This window comes from Enterobacter wuhouensis, assembly GCF_004331265.1.
Taxonomy (GTDB): domain Bacteria; phylum Pseudomonadota; class Gammaproteobacteria; order Enterobacterales; family Enterobacteriaceae; genus Enterobacter; species Enterobacter wuhouensis.
Map to the genome: position 1 here is coordinate 260,068 of NZ_SJOO01000001.1, position 21,563 is coordinate 281,630.

Genomic DNA, 21,563 nt, shown 5'->3' on the forward strand with positions numbered 1-21,563 from the left:
CTAACGTTAGTCAGGACAAAAAGAGAGCAACGACTCTCGGCCTGAATGTGATTCGTTTTTTCTGGTTAAGGTGTTAATCATGAAGCCAGTCTTAAAGAGCAATGGTTATGTTGAGCAGTTTACCCTCGGTTCGGGCGATCTCAGCTTTGCGGTGAAAGATACGCTCGACGTCGCCGGACATCGCACCCGGGCGGGATGCCCTGCGCTGGCAGCCGCACCCGTTGCAGAACGGCATGCGGACGTTGTCGCCACGCTGCTGGACGCGCGCTGCGTGCTGACCGGCAAAACCACGCTGCACGAGCTGGCCTTCGGCGTGACCGGCATTAACCCGCGCTGCGGTACGCCGGTTAACCCGCTATACCCGGCGCTGATCCCCGGCGGCTCCTCCAGCGGCTCGGCGGCGGTAGTGGCGTCCGGCGAGGTGGACTTTTCTCTCGGCACCGATACCGGCGGCTCGGTGCGCATGCCCGCCGCCTGCTGCGGCGTGATTGGCCTTAAGCCGGGCTACGGCGTGCTAAGCCGTAACGGCGTCATGCCCGAACAAAGTTCGCTTGACTGCGTGGGCGTGTTTGCGGCGCAGGCAGGCGTGCTGCGTCAGGCGATGACGCGCCTGGCAGTCCCCGTTGGGGAACCTCTTACCGAACTCCCTTCGATGGCCTTTGTGCTGGCAGCAGAGCCCGATATCGACGCCTGTCTTCTTGATGTCCTCTCTCTGGCCGGGATTACGCCTGGCGAAGCCACGCTGCCGCTGCTGGAAGACGCGCACCGCGCCGGACTGACGCTGATAAGCCACGAAAACTGGCTGGCGCTGGGGCCGATTCTGGCAAGCAATGCGGTCTCACCCGACGTCGCCTCGCGTATCCGCGCAGGGGCAGACGTCAGCGCAGAGGCGCTGCGGCGCGCCGAGCGCATCCGCACCGACTTTACCGCTCAGGTGGACGCGCTGCTTGCCGAGAACCCGCTGCTGGCGCTGGCAACGCTGCCGGAACTGCCGCCAACGCTGCGGGAGGCGGAAGATCCGCTGAGCGTGGTTAACCTGACGCGCCTGGTGCGGCCGTTCAACCTGAGCGGCCACCCTGCAGTTACCTTACCCGTCGGCGAAATCGACGGTCGTCCGGTCGCCCTGCAGCTTATCGCCCGCAAAGGGAACGACGGCTTGCTGGTGCAGGCTGCCGAATGGCTTAGCCAGCGACGACGTCACTAGCCCTCACATTTCTTTTTTTAGCCTGATGACTCAGTGAGTTCGACTCATTGCGGCCTCGCTCGTCCCAGGCGCGCCGCAGAAAACTATCTGGAGGATGCTATGTCTGCCGTACATGTCCGTGAGGAGCTGGTTCCGCTGCTGGGTGATGTAGCTACCCGCAGCCACGAATTTGAGCATCAGCGTCATATTTCTGACGATGTCATTTCCCGCTTTAAGCAGGTCGGGGTGTACCGCGCGCTGGTTCCCAAACTGTACGGCGGAGACGAATGCTCCCCGGCGCAGTTTTGTGAACTGATCGAACAAATCTCGACCGCCGACGGTTCGGCGGGCTGGGTGGCAAGCTTCGGCATGAGCCCGTTTTATCTCGGCGCGCTGCCGCCGGATACCCTCAGGGAGCTGTATCGCGACGGGCCTGACGTGGTGTTTGCGGGCGGCATCTTCCCGACGCAAAAAGCGCGGCAGGCAGACGGCGGGTATCGCGTGAGCGGCCGCTGGAGCTTCGCCAGCGGCAGCATGGGGGCATCGGTGCTCGGCGTCGGCATTTTGCCGGAAGGTGACCAGCCGTTACCCCGCATGGCGGTGCTTCCGCGCGCCAGCGTGCAGATTGACCCGGTGTGGGACACCGTCGGCCTGGCCGGCACCGGCAGCCACGATCTGGTTGTCGACGATGCCTTCGTGCCCCACGAGTGGACCTTCGTGCGCGGCGGATCGCTGAACCTTGAGGGGCCGCTCTACCGTTATCCGGTGCTGTCCCTCGCCACGCAGGTGCTGTCCGTTGTCGCGCTTGGCGTGGCGCGCGCCGCGCTCAATGAAATCTACGCTATCGCCCATCGCCAGCAGTCGGTCACCGGCGCGCCGCGCCTCGCGGAGCGACCGCAGGCGCAGATGCAAATCGCCCACAGCGAAGCCGAACTGCGCTCCGCCCGCGCCTGGTTCTATGACGCCATCGACGAGGTCTGGCAGTGCCTGCTGGCGGGGGACGATCCGAGCTGCGAGCAGATCAACGCCCTGCGCCTCTCGTCCACCCACGTGACCCGCGTGGCCGCCGAGGTGGCGCGTCAGGCGCTGGCGCTGAACGGGATGGGCGGTGTCACCATGACCAGCCCGCTGCAGCGCTACGTGCGCGACACGATGGTGATTACCCAACACGCCTTTATGGGCGACCTCTCGTACCTCAACGCCGGGACGGTCTTTTTTGGCGGCAAACCGCTGCCAGGTTACCTGTGATGTTTAACCCAAGGAGCAAAAGATGAGCCAGCTACCAACCTTACGCGTGCTGTTTTGCATCGGCGTAAACCAGAACTTTTTTGACGCAGGCCAGGCCGAAGCCAAACAGGTGTGGGCCGCATTCGGCGTGATGATGAAGGGCATTGAAGAGACGCAGGGCATCCGCGTCATCGGCAACATGGACGATGACCAGCTGATGGTCGGGCCGTCCACCGCCGCGCCGTGGACCACCTACGTGCTGGTCGACGCCGAGCGTCTGGAAAACGTGGCCGCCGTGTGCAATCTGTTCCGCACCACGCCCGTGGGCGACGGCGGCAGCAGGCTGTGGAAGTACTGCAAAATCGAGGCCCGCGTGGGTCGCGAACTGATTATTCAGAGCTAGCCATGAACGCCCTGGATGCGCTGCGCTTGCAGCAGCTTGAAGATTGCCAGGCCGCCCGCGTCTGCATCAGCGACTACATGCGCCTGTGCGACAGCCTCGACGCTCCCGAAACCGTGCGGGCGATTGGCGCGCTGTTTACCGCTGACGCCTGTTGGGAAGGGGTGGGTGAGCCCTACGCTTCGCGGCTCGGTCGGCATCAGGGGCGAGAGGCCATCGAAGCGATGATGGCGGGCTATGTTCGCCAGCCCGCGCATTTTGCCCTCAACGCCCATTTTCTCTGCTCGGAGGCCCTGCGGCACGCGCCGGACGGGCAGCTCAAAGGCCGCTGGCTGATGCTGCAAACCTCGGCCTTTAGCGCCGGCGGCGCGCACCTGAACGCGGCAGAAATTTGCGTCACCTTTGTCCGCGGCGAAAACGGAATGGCGATGGACCACTTCACCACCCGCAATCTGTTCAGCAGGCCGGTCGATCGCTGGCACGCCGCGGATGCCTTACCCGTACCGGATAAAACATGACTGGCAGGAGACTGGATATGCAATGCGACCACCTCATTAACGTAAAAAATATCGATACCGTGCCGGCACGTTCAGAGATTGCCGCGCTGGTGAAGCACGACCGCGTGCACACCTCGCTCTACACCTCGGACGACCTGTTCCAGCTGGAGCTGGACCGGATCTTCGGCAAGACCTGGGTCTGGGTGGCGCACGCCAGCGAGATCCCTGAAACCGGCAGCTTTAAAACGACCGAGATCGGCACGCAGCCGGTGATTGTGGTGCGGGACCGTAAAGGCACCGTCCATACGCTGCTGAACCGCTGCCGCCACCGGGCGGCAACCGTCTGCGAACACCGCAGCGGCAAAACCAACAGCTTTGTTTGCCCGTATCACGGCTGGGGCTACGCGCTGGACGGCAGCCTTCGCGGCGTGCCGCATCCGGAAAGCTATGCCGACCAGCTGGAAAAAGGCGAGCTGGGGCTGGTATCCCTGCGCACCGAGCAGTACGCGGGCATGATCTTCGCCACCTTTAACGACCAGATTGAGCCGCTGGAGGATTTCCTCGGCGCGGCGAAAAAATGGATGGATCTGTTCATGAAGCAGGGGGCGGGCTACCCGATCAAAACCGGGCCAGCGCACCGCTTTCGCTTCCCCGGCAACTGGAAAATCCAGCTGGAAAATACCACCGACGGGTATCACTTCCCGGTGGTTCACCGCTCGTTTTTAAGCTCCGTCGATAAGCAAACCGAAGAGATGCTCAACTTCGTGGACGGCAGCGGCTACGTCGAAGACCTGGGCAACGGCCACAGCGTGATGGTGATGATCCCCGAGCTGGTGGATCTGGAGGCCAACCTCGATGCGCCGATCCCGGAACGCTTCAGCGAGCTGGCCGACGCGCTGCGCGCCGAGCACGACGAAGCGCAGGTGCGCCGCATCGTGCGCGCGGTCGGCGGTTCCGGCTTTAACCTCAACATCTTCCCGAATATCGCCTGTTCAATGGCCTTCTTCCGCGTCCTCCAGCCGGTGTCCGTCAGTGAAACCGAAATTCACCACGCGGTAATCACGATGGACGGCGGGCCGGACGTGGCTAACCAGGCGCGCCTGCGCCTGCACGAGCACTTTCAGGGGCCGATGGGCTTCGGCACGCCGGACGACTCCGAGGCCTGGGAGCGCGTTCAGCGCGGAGCCACGTCGGGGGAGGATCTCTGGATCATGCTCAACCGCGGGCTGGCGGGGGATTACCGCACCGACGACGGACTGCGCAGCGACGTCAGCGCCGAAACCGGGATGCGCGCCGCCTACCGGCAGTGGAAAAAGCTCATGATGGAGAACGAACAATGATGACGTCAGATTCTGCACTCTTTACCGCGATGGCGGTGGTCAACCTGGAGGGCGATCTGCTCGACCAGGGCGAGTTCAACGCCTGGCTGGATCTGTGGCAGCGCGACGGCCTGTACGTCGTGCCTATCGACCCGGCTGAAACCGATTTTAAAAACACCCTCAACTACGCCTGCGACGACCACCACATGCGCGAGAAGCGGGTGACGCGCCTGTACAGCGGCGAATCCATCTCCACCACGCCGCGCGCCCGCACGCTGCGCACGCTGTCGCGCTTTCGCGTGCTGGAGGCGAATGACAACACGATTGTGGTGCGCGGGGCGCAGTCCCTGTGGGAGCACCGCAAAGGCCACAGCCGCCACTACGCGGCGGATATCACCTGGCATCTGCGGCAGCAGGGCGAGCGCTGGCTGATCCAGCAAAAAGTGATCCGCCTGGTGAACAGCGACGATGTGCTGCACAGCATCGGCTACATCCTTTGAGGAAATACGCATGACGCAAACCGTATTAGTGACCGGGGCGGCGGCCGGTCTCGGCAAGGTTATTGCCGCCAGCCTTCTGGAGCAGGGTTTTCAGGTGGTGCTGACCGACGTCGACGCCGCGCGCGCGCAGCAGGCTGCGGACGAGCTGGATAACGGCAGCGTGCTGGCGCTGGGGCTGGATATCCGCCAGCCGCAGGATTTCGACCGCGCGCTGGACGCCACCGTTGCCCGGTTCGGCAGCCTTGACGTGCTGGTGAACAATGCCGCGCTCACCCTCGCCACGCCGGTGATGGAGATCGGGGTCGACGAATTCGACCGGGTGCTTTCCACCAACCTGCGCGGCACCTTTGTCGGCTGCCAGACGATGGGGCGCTATTTCGCCAGCCGCGGCTATGGCCGAATCATCAACCTGGCCTCGCTCGCCGGACAAAACGGCGGCACGGCATCAGGTGCGCACTATGCGGCCTCTAAGGGCGGCATTTTAACGCTCACCAAGGTCTTTGCCCGCGAGCTGGCTAAATCCGGCGTGACGGTTAACGCCGTTGCGCCTGGGCCGATGGATCTGCCGGTGGTGCATACCCTGGTGCCGGAAGAAAAAATGGCCGGACTGCTGGCGATGATCCCGGTGGGCAAGCTCGGCGAAGCGGAATTTATCGCGCAGGCCGTGGCGCTGCTGGCTTCACCTCAGGCGTCGTTTGTCACCGGGGCGACCTGGGACATCAACGGCGGCCTGTTTATGCGCTAAGGAGCCCCCATGCTGACTTTGCAGATTATCAGGCGTGAGCTGCAGGGCGATGTTGTCCTGCTGACGCTGGCGCACGCTGAAGGGTTGCCGCTTCCGGCGTTCAGCGCCGGAGCGCATATCGACCTGCATCTTGCCGACGATTTGGTTCGCCCGTACTCCCTGTGCGGCGACCCGCAGGACCGCCATCACTACCGGCTGGGCATACTGAAAGAGGGAGGCTCAAAGGGCGGATCCTTGGCCGTACACGCTCTGCAGGAAGGGGATGCGATTGCCGTTAGCGAACCGCGCAACCTGTTTGCGCTGGACGCGGGCGCGGCGCATACCCTGCTGATCGGCGGCGGGATCGGCATCACCCCGATGCTGTCGATGGCCGCCGAGCTTCATGCTGCCGGGCGCAGCTTTGCGCTGCACTACTGCGCCCGTTCGCGCGCGCAGGCGGCCTTTGCTTCACACCTGGACGCGTCGCCGTATTCGCCCCATCTGCACTTCAGCGATGAGCAGCGCATGGATCTTGCCGCCGTGCTGCGCGACGTGCCGCCCAACACCCATGTGTACGTGTGCGGCCCGTCGCGGCTGATGGAGGCGGTCAACGCGCAGGCGTTAGCCAGCGGCTATGCGCCGGAGCAGATCCACCAGGAGTGCTTCAGCGCCGAGGTCGAAACCGGCGGGGAAGCCTTTGAGGTGGTCGCTGCCGCGAGCGGCATCACCGTGACGGTGCTGGAAAACCAGACCATCGTCGAGGCGCTGGCGCTGGCCGGGCTAAAGGTCAACGTCTCCTGCAAACAGGGGATCTGCGGCAGCTGCCTGACTGACGTAATCGAAGGTGAGCCGGATCACCGCGATCGCTACCTCACCGACGAAGAGAAGGCCGAAGGCGACCAGATGTTGCTCTGCTGCTCCCGCGCGAAGTGCGGGCGTTTAGTCATCGATCTGTAAGGGGACTCCCATGACACTGCAAACTGAATTTCGTAATGCGATGGCCCAGCTCGGCAGCGCCGTGTCGGTGATCACCACCGACGGCCCGGCGGGCAAGTTCGGCTTTACCGCTTCTGCCGTCTGTAGCGTGACCGACCAGCCGCCAACCCTGCTGGTCTGCATGAACCGCAACTCCTACGCGCACGAACACTTTCGCCGCAACGGCGTGCTGTGCGTGAACGTCCTCTCCAGCCACCATCAGGCGCTGTCGGGGGTCTTTGCCAACGCCAGCCTGCGGTCTGAGGAGCGCTTTCTTCACGACAGCTGGCAGGTGATGAACAGCGGCGCGCCGGTGCTCAGCTCGTCCGTCGCCAGCTTCGACTGCCTGATTGCCGACTGCCACGAGGTCGGCAGCCACTCGGTCTTTTACTGCCAGGTACAGGCCATTCGCATCAGCGAGCAGCCGCGCGGGCTGGTCTACTTCAACCGTCGTTACCATGCCGTCGGGCATGACATTGAGGCGTAGCTTTTTTCCTGACCACAGGGGTAATGCGTAATGAGCAATGTCGTCACAGAACAAAAAATCACCGCGAAGGTGGGTCAGGATGCCAGCCAGATGCGCAGGCTGGTGATTGCCTCCGTGCTGGGGAATGCGCTCGAGTGGTATGACTTTTTCCTCTACGGCACCGCCGCGGCGCTGGTGTTTGGGCCGCTGTTCTTCCCGGTCGGGGGCGATCCGCTGCAGGGCACGCTGCTGGCGTTTTCCGGTTTCGCGGTGGGCTTTTTGGCCCGTCCGCTGGGCGGCATCGTCTTCGGCCACATCGGGGACAGATACAGCCGCAAGATGACGCTGATCATGACCCTGACGCTGATGGGCGCCACGACCTTCGTCATTGGCCTGCTGCCGACCTATGCGCAGATCGGATTCTGGGCGCCGCTGACGCTCATCATCCTGCGCTTCTTGCAGGGCGTGGCCTCCGGCGGCGAGTGGGGCGGCGGGGTGCTGATGCTGAGCGAGAACGCCCCGGCTTCGCGTCGTGGCTACTACACCGCCTGGAGCCAGATGGGCGTCTCCGGCGGGTTTGTCCTCTCGGCGTTTGCCTTTTACCTGGTGCAGCAGCTGCCGGAATCCGATTTTATGCGCTGGGGCTGGCGCGTGCCGTTCCTGCTGAGCATCGTCATCTTTTTAGTGGGCGTCTATATCCGCAAAAACATCCGCGAGAGCAGGGCGTTCACCGAGGCGAGGCCGGAAGAGAAGCACGAGAAAATTCCGCTGCTGATCCTGGTACGCGACCACCCGAAAGCGCTCCTGCAGGCTATCGCCCTGCGCCTGCCGGAGAACGGCGCGTCATACATCTTCTTCACCTTCTCGGTGGTCTACGCCAGACATATCGGCATCAGCACCGGGGACATTATCAGCGCCGTCACCCTGGCGATGCTGGTGGAGTTCTTCTCGATTCTGTTCTGGGGGGCGCTGTCGGATCGCATCGGCCTTAAGCCGGTCTATTACATCGGCGCGATCGGCCTGCTGGTGATGGCCTTCCCGTTCTTCTGGCTGCTCTCTACCGGCAGCTACGGCTGGATCATGCTCGCCATGTTCCTCGGCCTGCCGTTCTGCCACGGGGCGATGATCGGCACCCAGCCCTGCATTATGAGCGATCTCTTCCCGGTGCGGGTGCGCTACTCCGGGCTGGCGCTGGGGCACGAGGTCGGGTCGATCTTCTCCGGCGGCCTGGGCCCGATGCTGGCGGTGGCGCTGCTGATCGAATTTGACGCCTCCTGGCCGGTCTCCCTACTGCTGATGGTTTACGCGCTTCTGGCGTGGATTGCGCTGCGCAGCCTGCCGTCCCAACACGAGGAAAAACAATGATTGATAAAAGGATAACGGACATTGACCGCGCGGTGGCGGACGTCTTTGACGGCGCGGTGGTGATGGTGGGGGGCTTTGGTCCCGCCGGACAGCCGGCGGAACTGCTGGACGCGCTGATCCGCCGCAGGCCGCGCGAGCTGACCCTTATCAGCAACAACGCCGGAAACGGCGACTACGGCCTGGCGGCGCTGCTGAAGGCCGGATGCGTGAAAAAGGTCGTGTGCTCCTTCCCGCGCCAGGTGGACTCCTGGGTGTTTGACGATCTCTATCGTCGGGGGGAGGTCGCGCTGGAGCTGGTTCCACAGGGCAATCTCGCCGCGCGCATTCAGGCCGCAGGCTCGGGGCTGGGCGGGATCTTCACGCCGACCGGCTTCGGCACGCAGCTGGCCGAGGGCAAAGAGACGCGCCGCATCGACGGCAAGGATTACGTTTTCGAAACGCCGCTGAGGGCCGACTTCGCGCTGATCAAGGCGCTGAAGGCCGACCGCTGGGGCAACCTGGTGTTTGACAAAACCGGGCGCAACTTTGGCCCGATCATGGCGACAGCCGCCGCCTGCACCATCGCGCAGGTGAGCGAGACGGTGGCGCTGGGCGAGCTGGACCCGGAAGCGGTGGTGACGCCGGGGATTTTTGTCCAGCGCGTGGTGCAGGTCGCGACCGCACGCAAGGAGTCCGCATGAACACATTAACCCCCCAGCAGCTGGCGCAGCGCATTGCGCGGGACATTCCGGAAGGGGCGTACGTCAACCTCGGCATCGGGATGCCGACACGCATCGCCAATTATCTTCCCGCCGACCGCGAAATCTTCCTGCACAGCGAAAACGGCATCCTGGGCATGGGGCCCGCACCTGCGCCCGGCGAAGACGATCCCGAGCTAATCAACGCCGGCAAGCAGCCCGTCACCCTGCTGGCCGGGGGCTGCTATTTCCACCACGGCGACTCCTTCACCATGATGCGCGGCGGTCATCTCGATATCTGCGTGCTCGGTGCCTATCAGGTTTCCGCGCGCGGCGATCTGGCGAACTGGAGCACCGGGGAACCCTCGTCGATCCCGGCCGTGGGCGGGGCGATGGACCTGGCGATTGGCGCGAAGAAGGTATTTGTGATGACCGAACACCTCACCAAAAGCGGCGTCTGCAAAATCGTCGAAACCTGCACCTATCCGCTGACCGGGATGGCCTGCATCGACCGGATCTACACCGACATGGCGGTGATGGACATTACGGAACAGGGCGTGGTGGTGCGGGAACTGTTTGGCGATATCACGGCCGACTATCTGCGGTCCGTCACGCCCGTGACGCTGACCTTCGCGCTGTTTAATGACGATGCTACGGCATAAGGCGGGAGAGCCTATGGATCTGGAATACCGACTGGACGGCCCGAGCGATGCCCCGCTGCTGGTGCTGTCGAACTCCCTCGGCACGACGTACGGGATGTGGGAAGCGCAGATGCCTGCGTTTACACAGCATTTTCGCGTGCTGCGCTACAACACGCGCGGGCACGGGCGTTCTCCGCTGCCGCCGGGGGGCGTAAGCCTGGCGTCGCTCGGCAACGATGTTATTGCTCTGCTGGATCGCCTGGGCGTGGAGCAGGCTCATTTTTGCGGGATATCGCTGGGCGGCATGACGGGGCTGTGGCTGAACCACCATGCGCCGGAACGTTTTCATCGTCTGGTGGTGGCCAACACTGCCGCAAAAATTGGCGAGCCGGAAGGCTGGCGGCAGCGCGCCGCGCTGGTGCGTCAGCAGGGGATGGCCCCGGTCGCAGCCACGGCGGCCGAACGCTGGTTTACGCCCGCTTTCCGTCAGCGCCACCCGGAAGCGGTGCAGCCGCTGATCGACGCCCTGGGTGAAACCTCGCCTGAGGGCTACGCCGCCTGCTGCGACGCGCTGGCACTCGCCGACCTGCGGAACGACGTGCAGGCCATGCCGCGCCCGATGCTGGTGATTGCCGGAGACGAGGACCCGGTCACTACGCTACGCGACGCAGAACGGCTGGTGGAGGATGCTCCGCAGGCGCGCTGCCTGGCCCTGCCCGCCTCACATCTTTCTAACGTGGCCTGCGCCGGGGTGTTTAGCCAGTACGTCACACGCTTTTTAACCGCAGGAGCACAGCATGAGTATCACCGTTGAATCCATCGCCTGTTGGCTGGTGGATATTCCGACCGTTCGCCCGCACAGGCTGTCGATGGCGACCATGGGCTGCCAGACGCTGGCCCTCGTGCGCATGACCTGCGCGGAGGGCGTGGTGGGCTGGGGCGAAGCCACCACCATCGGCGGCCTGAGCTATGGGGCGGAAAGCCCGGAGGCGATCAAATCCGCCGTCGAAACCTACCTGTCACCGCTGCTCTGCGGCAAGACCTTCAGCGGCCCGGCGGCGCTGGCGCACGTTATGAACGCCAGCGTGAAGGGCAATACGTTTGCGAAGTCAGCCCTTGAAACCGCGTTTCTGGACGCGCAGGGAAAAGCGCTGGGCGTGCCCGTTAGCGCGCTGCTCGGCGGGGCGCTGTGCGAGCGGCTGCCGGTGCTCTGGACGCTGGCCAGCGGCGACACGGAAAAAGACATCGAGGAGGGCAGGCGCCTGCTGGCGGAAGGGCGGCACGACGCCTTCAAGCTCAAGATTGGCGCGCGGGATCTGGCGACGGATATTCGTCACGCGCTGGCCATTAAGTCTGCGCTGGGCGACGAGGTCAGCATCCGCGTGGACGTCAATCAGGCCTGGGATCTGACGACCGCCGTAAAAGGGATGCGTCAGCTTCAGGACGGCGGTATCGACCTGGTGGAACAGCCGATCCCGCTCTGGGACAGGCAGGGCCTCATTACCCTCAGTCAGCGCTTTGAGGTGCCGATTCTGGCGGATGAGGCGGTCGGCACCAGCCACGACGGCTACGCCCTGGCAAACGGCGGGTTTACCGGCGCGTACGCCCTAAAAATTGCGAAAGCAGGCGGCCCCGTGCAGGCGCTGAAGCTGGCGCACGTCGCGCAGGCGGCGGGCGTGGCGCTTTACGGCGGCACCATGCTGGAAGGCACCGTCGGAACCCTGGCCTCTCTGCACGCCTGGTCCACGGTCCCGATGCGGTGGGGGACAGAGATGTTTGGCCCGCTGCTGCTAAAAGACGACGTCGTGGTGCGCCCGCTCGACTTTAGCCGGGGACAGGTCACGCTGCCCTCCGGCCCGGGTCTGGGCATCGACATCGACACCGATAAATTGCGCCACTACGCGCGCCCGTAAGGAGCTTTCATGCTGTTCAAAGTCGAAATGACCGTCAACATACCGGCCTCGCTGCCGGCGGAGCAGGCAGATGAGATCAAAGCCAAAGAGAAGGCCTATTCGCAGCGCCTGCAGCGTGAAGGCAAGTGGCTGCACATCTGGCGGGTGGTCGGGCAGTACGCCAACGTCAGCATTTTTGACGTGGCGGATAATCAGGAGCTGCACCTGCTGCTGACCGGGCTGCCGCTCTATCCGTACATGGACATCAGCGTGCAGCCGCTCTGCGCGCATCCCTCATCAATACATAACGCATAACAGCCCATACCCTACACAACCGAGGAACCTGCAATGTCAAAGAATCCTGCACATCAGTCCGAACTCGAAACCCTGCTGGCGATCGGCAGCGGCCTGAACGCCGACGGGGGTAACGAACGCTTTAAGGCCATCATGCACCAGCTGTTGAGCGACCTGTGCAATACCATCAAAACGTTCGACATCACCGACGAAGAGTTCTGGATCGCCGTTAACTATCTCAACGAGCTGGGCGAGCGCAAAGAAGCGGCGCTGCTGGCGGCGGGCCTGGGCCTGGAGCACTATCTGGACATGCGTGCCGATGAAAAAGAGGCGGCGGCCGGAAGCGAAATCGGCACGCCGCGCACCATCGAAGGGCCGCTCTACGTTGCCAACGCGCCGCTGAGCCAGGACTTTGCGCGCATGGATGACGGCAGCGAGAAGGCCGAGGCGATGTGGCTGCACGGCAAGGTGACTGACCTTGAGGGGAACCCGGTGCCCGGGGCGATTGTGGATATCTGGCACGCCAATACCCATGGCGGTTATTCGTTCTTCGACCCGTCGCAGAGTGAATATAACCTGCGTCGTCGCGTTAAGACGGCAGCCGACGGCACCTACGCTGCGCGCAGCATTGTGCCGTGCGGCTACGGCTGCCCGCCGGATGGCCCAACGCAAAAATTGCTCAACGGGCTGGGCCGTCACGGCAATCGTCCGGCGCATATCCACTTTTTCGTCTCTGCGCCGGGCTTTAAGCATCTGACCACGCAAATCAACCTCAGCGGCGACCAATACCTGTGGGACGATTTTGCCTTTGCTACCCGCGAAGAGCTGATTGCCGATCCGGTGAAAATTACCGACGGCACCGTTGCCCGCGAGCGCGATATCCCTGGGCCGCATACGGAAGTGCGTTTTGATTTTGTCCTGGTGACGGCGGCGGGAAGCGCCGACGAGGAGCGCGGCAAGCGCGCCCGCGTGAAGGAGTAACGATAGCGGGCAGCGTATCAGCGCTGCCCCTGTTTTTGGCAAAGCAAAGCGATTTAAGTTCTTTGTTATTTCAGGCGTTTTCGCAGATCGTCAGCACATATTATGACTGACGAAAATGGCGTCTGAAAGAATGGGTAAACGAAGTACGCTCTATCTAAACGAAGGCCAGCGGGAACATATTCACCGCCTCTCGGCCTCGCTGCTGTGGCGAAGCGAGCTGCCGACCTGGCTGTTAATTATCGCTATTTATGGCGGCTGGTTTACCACCCTGATGTTCTGGCAAACGCTCGGCCTGCTGCCCGCCACGCTGTTGCTTATCTGGTTTACCGCCTGGTATATGTCGCTCCAGCATGAGCTGATCCACGGGCACCCAACCCGCATCGCCTGGCTTAACGCGCTGTTCGGCGCGATGCCGCTGGCGGTCTGGTATCCGTATGGCCTGTACCGCGATTCGCACCTGGCGCACCATCGCCACGATAGTCTGACCGTGCCGGTGGACGACCCAGAGTCCTACTATTTCACCCGCGAGAGCTGGGCGCGCTTTTCCCCCTGGCAGAAGCGTGTTATCCATGCGCGCAATACTTTCGTCGGACGGCTGCTGCTGGCCCCGCTGCTGGATATTCTGCAGACGCTGGGCGGCGCGGCGGGGGCGTTTCGCCATCTGCGCTGGCGCGCGATGGGAATGTGGCTGACGCACGGACTGCTGCTGGCGGGGCTTTTCGCCTGGATGATCGGCGTCGGTTTCTCGCCCGTCTGGTTTGTGCTGGCCGTAAGCTATCCCGCGCTGGCGCTCACCAAAGTGCGCTCTTTTCTTGAACACCGCGCGGCGGACGATCCGCTGGCGCGCTCGGCGATCAACGAGGCCGGGGTATTCTGGCGGGTATTGTTTCTGAATCTTAACTACCATTCAGTGCATCACGATTTACCCGGCATTCCCTGGTACGGGCTGAAGACAATCTACCTCCACGGCCGGGAGGCTTACCAGCAGCGTAACCACGGCTTTCTGGTTAAGGGATACGGCGAATGGCTGCGCCGGTTCTGGGTCAGGCCGGTAGACGTCACCGTTCATCCGGGCGTTAAGCGAGGAGAGGAGCATGAGTAAGCTGATGGCGTTTCCGATGTACGACGTCAATCGGGCCGATACCGACGCGCTATGGCGGACGATACAAAGCCTGCTGTTGGCGCGCAGCATAACGGTGGCGGCGTCGCCGGATCAAGACCTGCTCTCACTCTGGCAGCAGCCCGATCTGGCGCTGAGCCAGACCTGCGGCTACCCGCTGATGACGGCGCTGCCGGACGTGCAGGTAGTCGGCTGTTTTCACTACGCCGCGCCGGGCTGTGAAGGGATTCACTACCGCAGTTTTCTGGTCGTGCGCGAGGAGGATAAGCACCGGACGCTGGCTGACTTTCGCGGGCGACGCGCGGTGTGTAATTCGCCGGATTCGCAGTCGGGCTACAACGTGCTGCGCAAAAAGATCGCGCTTGCTGCGGTAAACGACTATTTCTCATCAGTGACGTTCAGCGGCAGCCACCGACAGTCGCTGGTCGACGTAGGGCGTGGGGCAGGCGATATCGCCGCCATTGACTGCGTGACCTATGCCCTGCTGCAGCGTCATGAGCCGGCGCTGCTGGCGGGGCTGGCCGTGATAGAGCGTACGCCGCTGACCCCCGGCCTGCCGCTGATTACTGCCCGTCAAACCTCTCACGCGACGCTCCAGGCTATTCGCGACGCGCTTAACGAGCTGGTCAACAACCCGGAATACCGGGAAGTGTGCAGGGCGGTGCTCATCGGCGGGTTTAGCGAGGTGACGCGCCAGGCCTATTACCAGCTGCTCGACTGACGCGTTTATCGGAGGACTAGAGCGGACGAATGTCCTTTGAGCGCAGCCTGACGTTTACGGGCACCGATTTATAAGAGGGTGTTCCGCTCTCTTTATCAAGGTAATCAAGCGGTACCAGAACGTTCGCCTCCGGATAGTAGGCGCCCACGGTGCCGGGCGCAATGCTGTACTCCACCACGGTAATATCATTTAGACGCTGAACGCTGCCCGGCAGCGCGGTTTCGATATCCACCCGGTCCCCGTGCTCCAGCCCTAACCGCGCCATATCCTCTTCGTTCATAAACAGCACGTCGCGACGGCCAAACACGCCGCGGTAGCGGTCGTCCAGAGCATAAATGGTGGTGTTGTACTGGTCATGGCTGCGCAGCGTAATCAGGCGCAGAAGGTTATCGCCTACGCCCCGCGCATTTTCGTCCACGCCGTCAAACACGGAGAACATCGCCTTGCCCGTAGCCGTGGGCCAGACGCGCTGCGTGGGCGGCAGCGGCATCCGGAAGCCACCCGGGATGCGAATGCGCGCGTTGTAGCCCTCAAATCCCGGAATGGTTTGCTCAATCAGGTCGCGGATCAGATCGTAATCCGCCACCAGATCCATCCAGCCCACCCGGGTGTGGCTGAGGGTGGCTTTTGCCATCCCGGCCACGATAGCAGGCTCAGCGCGGATCGACGGTGAGGCGGGCTTCAGCTTCCCGGACGACGCATGGACCATCGACATGGAGTCTTCCACGGTAATGGACTGACGTCCCGTCTCCTGAATGTCCAGTTCAGTGCGGCCAAGACACGGCAGAATATAGGTTTCTTTGCCAACCAGCAGGTGCGTGCGGTTCAGCTTGGTGCCGATGTGAACGCTCAGATCCAGCGTGTTCATCGCCGGAAATCCCCTCTGGTGATCGGGCATCGCCACGGCGAAGTTACCGCCCAGGCAGATCAGCGCTTTTGATCGCCCGTCGATCATTGCCTGCGTGGCTGCCACCGCATCGTGACCGTGTTGGGAAGGGGGTTCAAAGCCGAAAACCGCCTTCAGGCGACCCAGAAAAGCGGGCGTCGGTTTCTCGGTGATGCCAACGGTTCGGTTTCCCTGCACGTTGGAGTGGCCGCGCAGGGGGCAGATCCCCGCGCCTGGCTTGCCGATATTGCCGCGCATCAGCAGCAGGTCGGCAATCAGGCGGACGTTTGCCGTGCCTTTGTTATGCTGGGTGATCCCCATGCCGTAGGTGATGATGGTGGCGTTCGATTTGGCGTACGCATCGGCGACGGTTTTCAGCTCCGCCCTGGCTAAACCGGACTCGCGTTCGATGGCTTCCCACGTCGTCTGCGCGATGTCTGCGGAAAACGCGTCGAAGCCCTGAGTGTGGGCGGCGATAAAGGCGTTATCCAGCGTGCCGCCCTGCGCCGCTTCTCGTTCCAGCAGGTGTTTGGCGATCCCCTTCAGCGCCGCGGCATCACCGCCCGCCTTGACCTGAAAATAGGTTGAGGCGATATCGGTTGAGCTGTAGGTGGCCATTTCAATCAGGCTTTGCGGATCGGCGAACCGTTCAAGGGCCCTTTCACGCAGCGGATTGAAAACGATAATCGGCACGCCGCGGCGCGACAGCTCGTGCAGGGTACCCATCATGCGCGGATGGTTAGTGCCGGGGTTGTGCCCGATGGAAATTACCAGTTCGGTTTTGTCGAAATCATCAAGCGATACCGTGCCTTTACCGATGCCAATAGAGCGGGGCAGCCCGACGCTGGTGGCTTCGTGGCACATGTTGGAGCAGTCCGGGAAGTTATTGGTGCCATATTCGCGGGCGAAAAGCTGAAACAGGTAGGCCGCTTCGTTGGAGGCGCGACCGGAGGTGTAGAATTCAACACTGTCCGGCTCGAGTCCGCGCAGGATCTCCCCGATGCGCTCAAAGGCTTCATCCCATTCGACGGGGCGGAAAGTGTCGCTCGATCGGTCATAGCGCAGGGGGCGCGTCAGTCGACCATAGCCTTCCAGCTCAAAGTCAGATTTTGCCAGCAGCGAGGTGACGGTATTTTCCGCCAGAAACGCCGGCGTTACGCGTTTGCTGGTGGCCTCCCAGGTGACGGCCTTCGCGCCGTTCTCGCAGAACTGAAACGTCGATTTATGCTCTTTATCGGGCCACGCGCAGCCCGGGCAGTCAAAACCGTCGGGCTGGTTGGTGCGCAGCAGGGTAGCAGGGGCGTCCAGCGTGTCCATCTGGGTGCGTACCGCAATGGCCGTGGCCTTAAGCGCGCCCCAGCCGCCAGCAGGGCCGTCGTAGTGTCTGATTCCGGGAACGGCGCGTTTTTTGGTCTTCATCTGGACTCCTGCTGGATAGGTTATCAGATGAATTCTACACCGGTTTGTTTAACAAAATGACAACAAAAATGGATCGTCTCGGGCCGAAAAAATGAAGCCTGCCGACAAATAAAAAGGCCTCGATAAAAATCGAGGCCTTTTAAAATCAAAATCGAATTAGACGTTGAACAGGAAGTTCATCACGTCGCCATCTTTGACGATGTAATCTTTCCCTTCTGCACGCATCTTGCCGGCTTCCTTCGCACCCTGTTCACCTTTATAGGTGATGAAGTCTTCGAAGGCGATAGTCTGCGCGCGGATGAAGCCCTTCTCGAAATCGGTGTGAATTTTACCCGCCGCCTGAGGCGCAGTTGCGCCGACAGGGATAGTCCATGCGCGCACTTCTTTCACGCCAGCGGTGAAGTAGGTTTGCAGGTTCAGCAGTTCGTAGCCTGCGCGGATCACGCGGTTCAGGCCCGGTTCTTCCAGACCCAGCTCTGCCATGAACTCTTCACGGTCGGCGTCGTCCAGCTCGGCGATGTCGGACTCAACCGCTGCGCATACCGCGACAACCACAGAGCCTTCACCCGCGGCGATTTCACGCACTTTGTCCAGGTATGGGTTGTTCTCGAAGCCGTCTTCGTTCACGTTGGCGATGTACATGGTTGGCTTCAGCGTCAGGAAGCTCAGGTATTTGATTGCCGCCTTGTCTTCTTCCGTCAGGTTTTTCAGCGCGCGCAGCATGCCCGCGTTTTCCAGCTGCGGCAGGCATTTTTCCAGGGCAGCCAGTTCCGCTTTAGCGTCTTTATCGCCGCCTTTGGCTTTCTTCTGCACGCGGTGAATCGCACGTTCGCAGGTGTCGAGGTCAGAAAGGGCCAGCTCGGTGTTGATGACGTCGATGTCGTCAGCCGGGTCCACTTTGTTATTTACGTGGATAATGTTGTCGTTTTCGAAGCAGCGCACCACGTGGCCGATGGCTTCGGTTTCACGGATGTTGGTCAGGAACTGGTTGCCCAGGCCTTCACCTTTGGACGCGCCTTTTACCAGGCCCGCGATGTCCACGAACTCCATGGTGGTTGGCAGAATGCGCTGCGGCTTTACGATTTCCGCGAGCTGATCCAGACGCGGATCGGGCATTGGAACAACGCCGGTGTTAGGTTCGATGGTACAGAACGGGAAGTTCGCCGCTTCAATACCCGCTTTGGTCAGGGCGTTAAAGAGGGTGGATTTGCCCACGTTTGGCAGACCGACGATACCGCATTTGAATCCCATTTCTAAATCACCTTAATATCTTGATAATCAATCCGTTAGATATAACCGATTGAAGAAAAGTAAATAACTTTGCCTATTATACACGTAACCTGCATGCCGCGCGGTAAAAAAGCCGCGCAGGGCGGATTATTGCGCTTTGAAGGCGTGTAAGCGGTTAGTCGCTTTTGTCAGGCCATCCTGAAGCCAAATTTCGGTGCAGCGCGCCGCTTCGTCTACCGCTTCGTCTATTAATTTCTGCTCAGAAACCGGTGGCTTACCCAGCACGAAACCGACAACTTTGTTTTTATCGCCCGGATGCCCGATTCCCACGCGCAAACGGTGGAAATTCGGGTTATTGCCCAGCTTGCTGATGATGTCTTTCAGACCGTTGTGTCCGCCATGACCGCCGCCAAGCTTGAACTTTGCCACGCCCGGGGGTAAATCAAGCTCATCGTGAGCCACCAGGATTTCGTCCGGGTTGATGCGATAAAACGTCGCCATTGCCGCCACGGCTTTGCCGCTCAGGTTCATAAAGGTCGTCGGCACCAGCAGGCGCACATCGGCACCGGCGAGACTGATGCGTGAGGTATACCCGTAGAATTTCGGTTCTTCACGCAGGGGAGCACGTAACCGCTCGGCCAGCAGATCGACGTACCAGGCACCGGCGTTGTGGCGGGTGGCTGCATACTCTGCGCCCGGGTTGGCGAGGCCGACAATCAGTTTAATCGTCACGATTTCATTCCTATGGGTTCCAGATCTGGCGCGTAGTTTACTGTCTGAGGCGCCGCTTGACAAAGTTCTGCACCCTGAATGCCAAATAGCAAATAATTACTCATTTGAACCATTAGAATTTCAAGCTGTTCAAGGCGTTATTTGTAAACTTTTGTCTTGGCGTTGTCCGTAAATGTGATCATTCACGCAACTCATATAAGCGGTGTTGTCTATACTTTACACACAAGGAATAGGGACTTATTCCCTACAACCCAGGTTCCGGAGGTGACATATGAAACGCAAAAACGCTTCGATACTCGGTAACGTACTGATGGGGTTGGGACTGTTCGTGATGGTAGCCGGTGTGGGTTACTCTATTTTAAACCAATTGCCACAGCTTGACCTCCCGCAATACTTCGCGCACGGCGCGGTGCTGAGTATTTTCCTCGGTGCGGTATTGTGGCTCGCCGGAGCACGCGTGAGCGGTCACGAGCAGGTCAGTGACAGATACTGGTGGGTGCGCCATTACGATAAACGTTGCCGCCGTGACCAGCATAAGCACGGCTAGTGCTTTTGAATAAAGAACATAAAAACGACTCTGTTTAGAGTCGTTTTTTTTTGCTTTGACTCTTCTCGTGGCGATCTAGAGATCGGCTAACGCGGCTTCGCGGTTTGGATAAAACGCGAGACGCCCTGGGATCGGCTGCACGCCAGCGCGGGCCATCGTGCGCAGTGGCTGGAACTCCAGGTTGCTCACCCGCAGCTCGCAGCCCTCCGGCAGGCGCGCAACAAAGCGCTGGAACGCATCCAGACCGCCAGCATCCAGCACCGGTACGGCATCCCACTTCAGCACCACAATCCGCTTGCCCTGAATGCGGGACTCAAGGTCGCTAAACAACCCCTCGGCGGCGGCGAAGAACAGCGGGCCAATCACGCGCAGCACCAGTACGTCATCCGGGACCTCAACGTTAACCGGTGAAAGCCGCGTCATCTGCGCGATGCGGCGCATAAACAGCAGTGAGGCCAGCACGATACCCACGCTGATGGCGATCACCATGTCAAACAGCACGGTCAGCGACATACAGATAAGCATCACGATGATGTCGTCTTTCGGCGCGCGACGCAGCAGGTTCACCACCTTATGGGCCTCGCTCATATTCCAGGCCACCATCAGCAGCAGCGCCGCCATTGCAGAGAGCGGGAGCCAGGAGAGGAGCGGAGCGAGGATCAGCAGCGCCATTATCACAAGTAAGGCGTGAATGACCGCCGAAATTGGTGATGTCGCTCCCGCGCGGACGTTGGCAGCGGAACGGGCAATGGCTGCCGTAGCCGTAATGCCGCCGAAGAATGGCGCGATGATGTTCCCCAGCCCCTGACCGACCAGCTCGCTGTTGGCCTTATGCCTGGTGCCGGTCATACCGTCCAGCACCACCGCGCAGAGCAGGGACTCAATCGCCCCCAGCATCGCCATTGAAAACGCGGCGGGCAGCAGGGCACGCAGCGAATCCCAGCTCAGCGTGAACGTCGAGCCCGGCATATCCCACGGCAGTACCAGCTGCGGCAACAGCTGCGGAATACCGCTGCCCTGCGAGCCGTCAGCCAGAATATAGTGGAACTGTGAGCCAATGGTCGCCACATGGCCGCCGAGCATATTCACAATCGCCATCACCCCACAGCCGAGCAGCAGCGCAGGGAGGTGGCCCGGAAGGCGAATGCCCAAGCGAGGCCAGACGATCAGCGTGCCCAGGGTCACGATGCCGATAGCCGCATCGCCAAGGTTGGCCGTCGGCAGCGCCATGAACAGCGCCCCCACTTTTTGCAGATAATGTTCAGGCACGTGAGCCATCTGCAGCCCGAGGAAATCCTTGATCTGCATGGTACCGATGGTAATCCCAATCCCGGATGTGAACCCCAGCGTCACGGAAAGGGGGATATATTCAATCAGCCGGCCAAAGCGGGCGAGACCGAACAGGATCAAAATGACGCCGGACATCAGGGTGGCAACCAGCAGGCCTGCCAGACCAAACTGCTGCGAAACGGGGTAGAGGATCACCACAAAGGCGGCGGTCGGGCCGGAGACGCTGAAGCGGGACCCGCCCGTCAGGGCAATCACGATCCCGGCCACGGCGGACGTGTACAGGCCGTACTGCGGCGCAACGCCGCTGCCAATCGCCAGCGCCATCGCCAGCGGAATGGCGATAATCCCGACGGTAATCCCGGCAATCAGGTCACGCACAAAGCGTGACGAGGTGTATTTCTCTTTCCAGCAGGCGTCGATGAGGGCGCGAAAGGGCAGAACATGTGAGGAAGTTAATTTTTTCACAATTCTCTATCA

The 21,563-nt window shown here is 61.5% G+C and carries 23 protein-coding genes; 19 read left to right on the forward strand and 4 right to left on the reverse strand.

Annotated features, from left to right (window positions below):
* Positions 1-79 precede the first annotated feature (79 nt).
* The 18 genes from E0L20_RS01410 (at position 80) to E0L20_RS01495 (ending at position 14,982) form a co-directional block, all read left to right on the forward strand.
* Positions 80-1,204 carry an amidase gene (locus E0L20_RS01410; protein WP_131632335.1) on the forward strand — a complete coding sequence of 375 codons (1,125 nt, stop codon included), beginning with the start codon at positions 80-82 and terminating at the stop codon, positions 1,202-1,204.
* A 99-nt stretch (positions 1,205-1,303) separates the two neighbouring features.
* On the forward strand, positions 1,304-2,431 hold the full coding sequence (locus tag E0L20_RS01415; RefSeq protein ID WP_131632336.1) for an acyl-CoA dehydrogenase family protein: 1,128 nt from the start codon (positions 1,304-1,306) through the stop codon (positions 2,429-2,431).
* Positions 2,432-2,453: 22 nt separating this feature from the next.
* A complete protein-coding gene (locus tag E0L20_RS01420) occupies positions 2,454-2,813 on the forward strand; it encodes an IacB protein (protein WP_131632337.1) in 360 nt (119 codons plus the stop codon).
* A 2-nt stretch (positions 2,814-2,815) separates the two neighbouring features.
* Positions 2,816-3,328: a nuclear transport factor 2 family protein gene (locus E0L20_RS01425; RefSeq protein WP_131632338.1), complete on the forward strand. Its 513-nt coding sequence runs from the start codon at positions 2,816-2,818 to the stop codon at positions 3,326-3,328.
* A 17-nt stretch (positions 3,329-3,345) separates the two neighbouring features.
* Complete coding sequence (locus E0L20_RS01430) at positions 3,346-4,647, forward strand: aromatic ring-hydroxylating oxygenase subunit alpha (protein WP_131632339.1); 1,302 nt, start codon at positions 3,346-3,348, stop codon at positions 4,645-4,647.
* Positions 4,647-5,126 carry an aromatic-ring-hydroxylating dioxygenase subunit beta gene (locus tag E0L20_RS01435; protein WP_131632802.1) on the forward strand — a complete coding sequence of 160 codons (480 nt, stop codon included), beginning with the start codon at positions 4,647-4,649 and terminating at the stop codon, positions 5,124-5,126. The genes E0L20_RS01430 and E0L20_RS01435 overlap by 1 nt, the downstream gene beginning before the upstream one ends.
* Before the next feature lie 10 nt (positions 5,127-5,136).
* Entirely contained in the window at positions 5,137-5,871 is a 735-nt protein-coding gene (locus E0L20_RS01440; protein WP_131632340.1) for an SDR family NAD(P)-dependent oxidoreductase, read from the forward strand.
* Positions 5,872-5,880: 9 nt separating this feature from the next.
* Complete coding sequence (locus tag E0L20_RS01445) at positions 5,881-6,807, forward strand: PDR/VanB family oxidoreductase (protein ID WP_131632341.1); 927 nt, start codon at positions 5,881-5,883, stop codon at positions 6,805-6,807.
* Positions 6,808-6,817: 10 nt separating this feature from the next.
* On the forward strand, positions 6,818-7,312 hold the full coding sequence (locus tag E0L20_RS01450) for a flavin reductase (protein ID WP_131632342.1): 495 nt from the start codon (positions 6,818-6,820) through the stop codon (positions 7,310-7,312).
* 90 nt (positions 7,313-7,402) lie between these two features.
* Positions 7,403-8,656, forward strand: a complete 1,254-nt coding sequence (locus tag E0L20_RS01455) for an MFS transporter (protein ID WP_165500679.1) — start codon at positions 7,403-7,405, stop codon at positions 8,654-8,656.
* Entirely contained in the window at positions 8,653-9,336 is a 684-nt protein-coding gene (locus E0L20_RS01460) for a 3-oxoacid CoA-transferase subunit A (protein WP_131632344.1), read from the forward strand. The genes E0L20_RS01455 and E0L20_RS01460 overlap by 4 nt, the downstream gene beginning before the upstream one ends.
* Complete coding sequence (locus E0L20_RS01465) at positions 9,333-9,995, forward strand: 3-oxoacid CoA-transferase subunit B (protein WP_131632345.1); 663 nt, start codon at positions 9,333-9,335, stop codon at positions 9,993-9,995. The genes E0L20_RS01460 and E0L20_RS01465 overlap by 4 nt, the downstream gene beginning before the upstream one ends.
* Positions 9,996-10,008: 13 nt before the next feature.
* A complete protein-coding gene (gene pcaD / locus E0L20_RS01470) occupies positions 10,009-10,788 on the forward strand; it encodes a 3-oxoadipate enol-lactonase (protein WP_131632346.1) in 780 nt (259 codons plus the stop codon).
* On the forward strand, positions 10,772-11,887 hold the full coding sequence (locus tag E0L20_RS01475; RefSeq protein ID WP_131632347.1) for a muconate cycloisomerase family protein: 1,116 nt from the start codon (positions 10,772-10,774) through the stop codon (positions 11,885-11,887). The genes pcaD and E0L20_RS01475 overlap by 17 nt, the downstream gene beginning before the upstream one ends.
* Before the next feature lie 9 nt (positions 11,888-11,896).
* On the forward strand, positions 11,897-12,181 hold the full coding sequence (gene catC, locus E0L20_RS01480) for a muconolactone Delta-isomerase (RefSeq protein ID WP_131632348.1): 285 nt from the start codon (positions 11,897-11,899) through the stop codon (positions 12,179-12,181).
* A gap of 33 nt (positions 12,182-12,214) precedes the next feature.
* Positions 12,215-13,141, forward strand: a complete 927-nt coding sequence (catA, locus tag E0L20_RS01485) for a catechol 1,2-dioxygenase (protein ID WP_131632349.1) — start codon at positions 12,215-12,217, stop codon at positions 13,139-13,141.
* Positions 13,142-13,271: 130 nt separating this feature from the next.
* The gene (locus tag E0L20_RS01490; protein WP_131632350.1) at positions 13,272-14,243 is read left to right on the forward strand and encodes a fatty acid desaturase; all 972 of its coding nucleotides are present in this window, start codon (positions 13,272-13,274) and stop codon (positions 14,241-14,243) included.
* Positions 14,236-14,982, forward strand: coding sequence for a phosphate/phosphite/phosphonate ABC transporter substrate-binding protein (locus E0L20_RS01495; RefSeq protein WP_131632351.1), 747 nt, complete (start codon positions 14,236-14,238; stop codon positions 14,980-14,982). Before E0L20_RS01490 ends, E0L20_RS01495 begins: the two co-directional genes overlap by 8 nt.
* Positions 14,983-14,998: 16 nt before the next feature.
* On the opposite strand, the gene E0L20_RS01500 is transcribed toward E0L20_RS01495, so the two are convergent.
* The 3 genes from E0L20_RS01500 to pth form a co-directional block, all read right to left on the reverse strand.
* On the reverse strand, positions 14,999-17,287 hold the full coding sequence (locus E0L20_RS01500; RefSeq protein ID WP_131632352.1) for an FdhF/YdeP family oxidoreductase: 2,289 nt from the start codon (positions 17,285-17,287) through the stop codon (positions 14,999-15,001).
* Positions 17,288-17,443: 156 nt separating this feature from the next.
* Complete coding sequence (gene ychF, locus E0L20_RS01505) at positions 17,444-18,538, reverse strand: redox-regulated ATPase YchF (RefSeq protein ID WP_131632353.1); 1,095 nt, start codon at positions 18,536-18,538, stop codon at positions 17,444-17,446.
* Positions 18,539-18,664: 126 nt separating this feature from the next.
* Positions 18,665-19,249: an aminoacyl-tRNA hydrolase gene (gene pth, locus E0L20_RS01510; RefSeq protein ID WP_062932920.1), complete on the reverse strand. Its 585-nt coding sequence runs from the start codon at positions 19,247-19,249 to the stop codon at positions 18,665-18,667.
* Between the two features lie 271 nt (positions 19,250-19,520).
* Here pth and ychH point away from each other — a divergent pair, with 271 nt between their 5' ends.
* Positions 19,521-19,796: a stress-induced protein YchH gene (ychH, locus tag E0L20_RS01515; RefSeq protein ID WP_131632354.1), complete on the forward strand. Its 276-nt coding sequence runs from the start codon at positions 19,521-19,523 to the stop codon at positions 19,794-19,796.
* Between the two features lie 75 nt (positions 19,797-19,871).
* On the opposite strand, the gene dauA is transcribed toward ychH, so the two are convergent.
* Positions 19,872-21,551, reverse strand: coding sequence for a C4-dicarboxylic acid transporter DauA (gene dauA / locus E0L20_RS01520; RefSeq protein ID WP_131632355.1), 1,680 nt, complete (start codon positions 21,549-21,551; stop codon positions 19,872-19,874).
* Positions 21,552-21,563: the final 12 nt, after the last annotated feature.

What these genes read in the sequence shown, in the direction of transcription:
- E0L20_RS01500 (WP_131632352.1), bottom strand. Translation starts at nt 17,287, where the DNA reads ATGAAGACCAAAAAACGCGCCGTTCCCGGAATCAGACACTACGACGGC.
- E0L20_RS01440 (WP_131632340.1), top strand. Translation starts at nt 5,137, where the DNA reads ATGACGCAAACCGTATTAGTGACCGGGGCGGCGGCCGGTCTCGGCAAG.
- E0L20_RS01460 (WP_131632344.1), top strand. Translation starts at nt 8,653, where the DNA reads ATGATTGATAAAAGGATAACGGACATTGACCGCGCGGTGGCGGACGTC.
- E0L20_RS01420 (WP_131632337.1), top strand. Translation starts at nt 2,454, where the DNA reads ATGAGCCAGCTACCAACCTTACGCGTGCTGTTTTGCATCGGCGTAAAC.
- E0L20_RS01450 (WP_131632342.1), top strand. Translation starts at nt 6,818, where the DNA reads ATGACACTGCAAACTGAATTTCGTAATGCGATGGCCCAGCTCGGCAGC.
- catC (WP_131632348.1), top strand. Translation starts at nt 11,897, where the DNA reads ATGCTGTTCAAAGTCGAAATGACCGTCAACATACCGGCCTCGCTGCCG.
- ychH (WP_131632354.1), top strand. Translation starts at nt 19,521, where the DNA reads ATGAAACGCAAAAACGCTTCGATACTCGGTAACGTACTGATGGGGTTG.
- E0L20_RS01490 (WP_131632350.1), top strand. Translation starts at nt 13,272, where the DNA reads ATGGGTAAACGAAGTACGCTCTATCTAAACGAAGGCCAGCGGGAACAT.
- E0L20_RS01495 (WP_131632351.1), top strand. Translation starts at nt 14,236, where the DNA reads ATGAGTAAGCTGATGGCGTTTCCGATGTACGACGTCAATCGGGCCGAT.
- E0L20_RS01445 (WP_131632341.1), top strand. Translation starts at nt 5,881, where the DNA reads ATGCTGACTTTGCAGATTATCAGGCGTGAGCTGCAGGGCGATGTTGTC.
- E0L20_RS01465 (WP_131632345.1), top strand. Translation starts at nt 9,333, where the DNA reads ATGAACACATTAACCCCCCAGCAGCTGGCGCAGCGCATTGCGCGGGAC.
- E0L20_RS01425 (WP_131632338.1), top strand. Translation starts at nt 2,816, where the DNA reads ATGAACGCCCTGGATGCGCTGCGCTTGCAGCAGCTTGAAGATTGCCAG.
- catA (WP_131632349.1), top strand. Translation starts at nt 12,215, where the DNA reads ATGTCAAAGAATCCTGCACATCAGTCCGAACTCGAAACCCTGCTGGCG.
- pcaD (WP_131632346.1), top strand. Translation starts at nt 10,009, where the DNA reads ATGGATCTGGAATACCGACTGGACGGCCCGAGCGATGCCCCGCTGCTG.
- E0L20_RS01455 (WP_165500679.1), top strand. Translation starts at nt 7,403, where the DNA reads ATGCGCAGGCTGGTGATTGCCTCCGTGCTGGGGAATGCGCTCGAGTGG.
- E0L20_RS01475 (WP_131632347.1), top strand. Translation starts at nt 10,772, where the DNA reads ATGAGTATCACCGTTGAATCCATCGCCTGTTGGCTGGTGGATATTCCG.
- ychF (WP_131632353.1), bottom strand. Translation starts at nt 18,538, where the DNA reads ATGGGATTCAAATGCGGTATCGTCGGTCTGCCAAACGTGGGCAAATCC.
- E0L20_RS01430 (WP_131632339.1), top strand. Translation starts at nt 3,346, where the DNA reads ATGCAATGCGACCACCTCATTAACGTAAAAAATATCGATACCGTGCCG.
- E0L20_RS01435 (WP_131632802.1), top strand. Translation starts at nt 4,647, where the DNA reads ATGACGTCAGATTCTGCACTCTTTACCGCGATGGCGGTGGTCAACCTG.
- E0L20_RS01410 (WP_131632335.1), top strand. Translation starts at nt 80, where the DNA reads ATGAAGCCAGTCTTAAAGAGCAATGGTTATGTTGAGCAGTTTACCCTC.
- E0L20_RS01415 (WP_131632336.1), top strand. Translation starts at nt 1,304, where the DNA reads ATGTCTGCCGTACATGTCCGTGAGGAGCTGGTTCCGCTGCTGGGTGAT.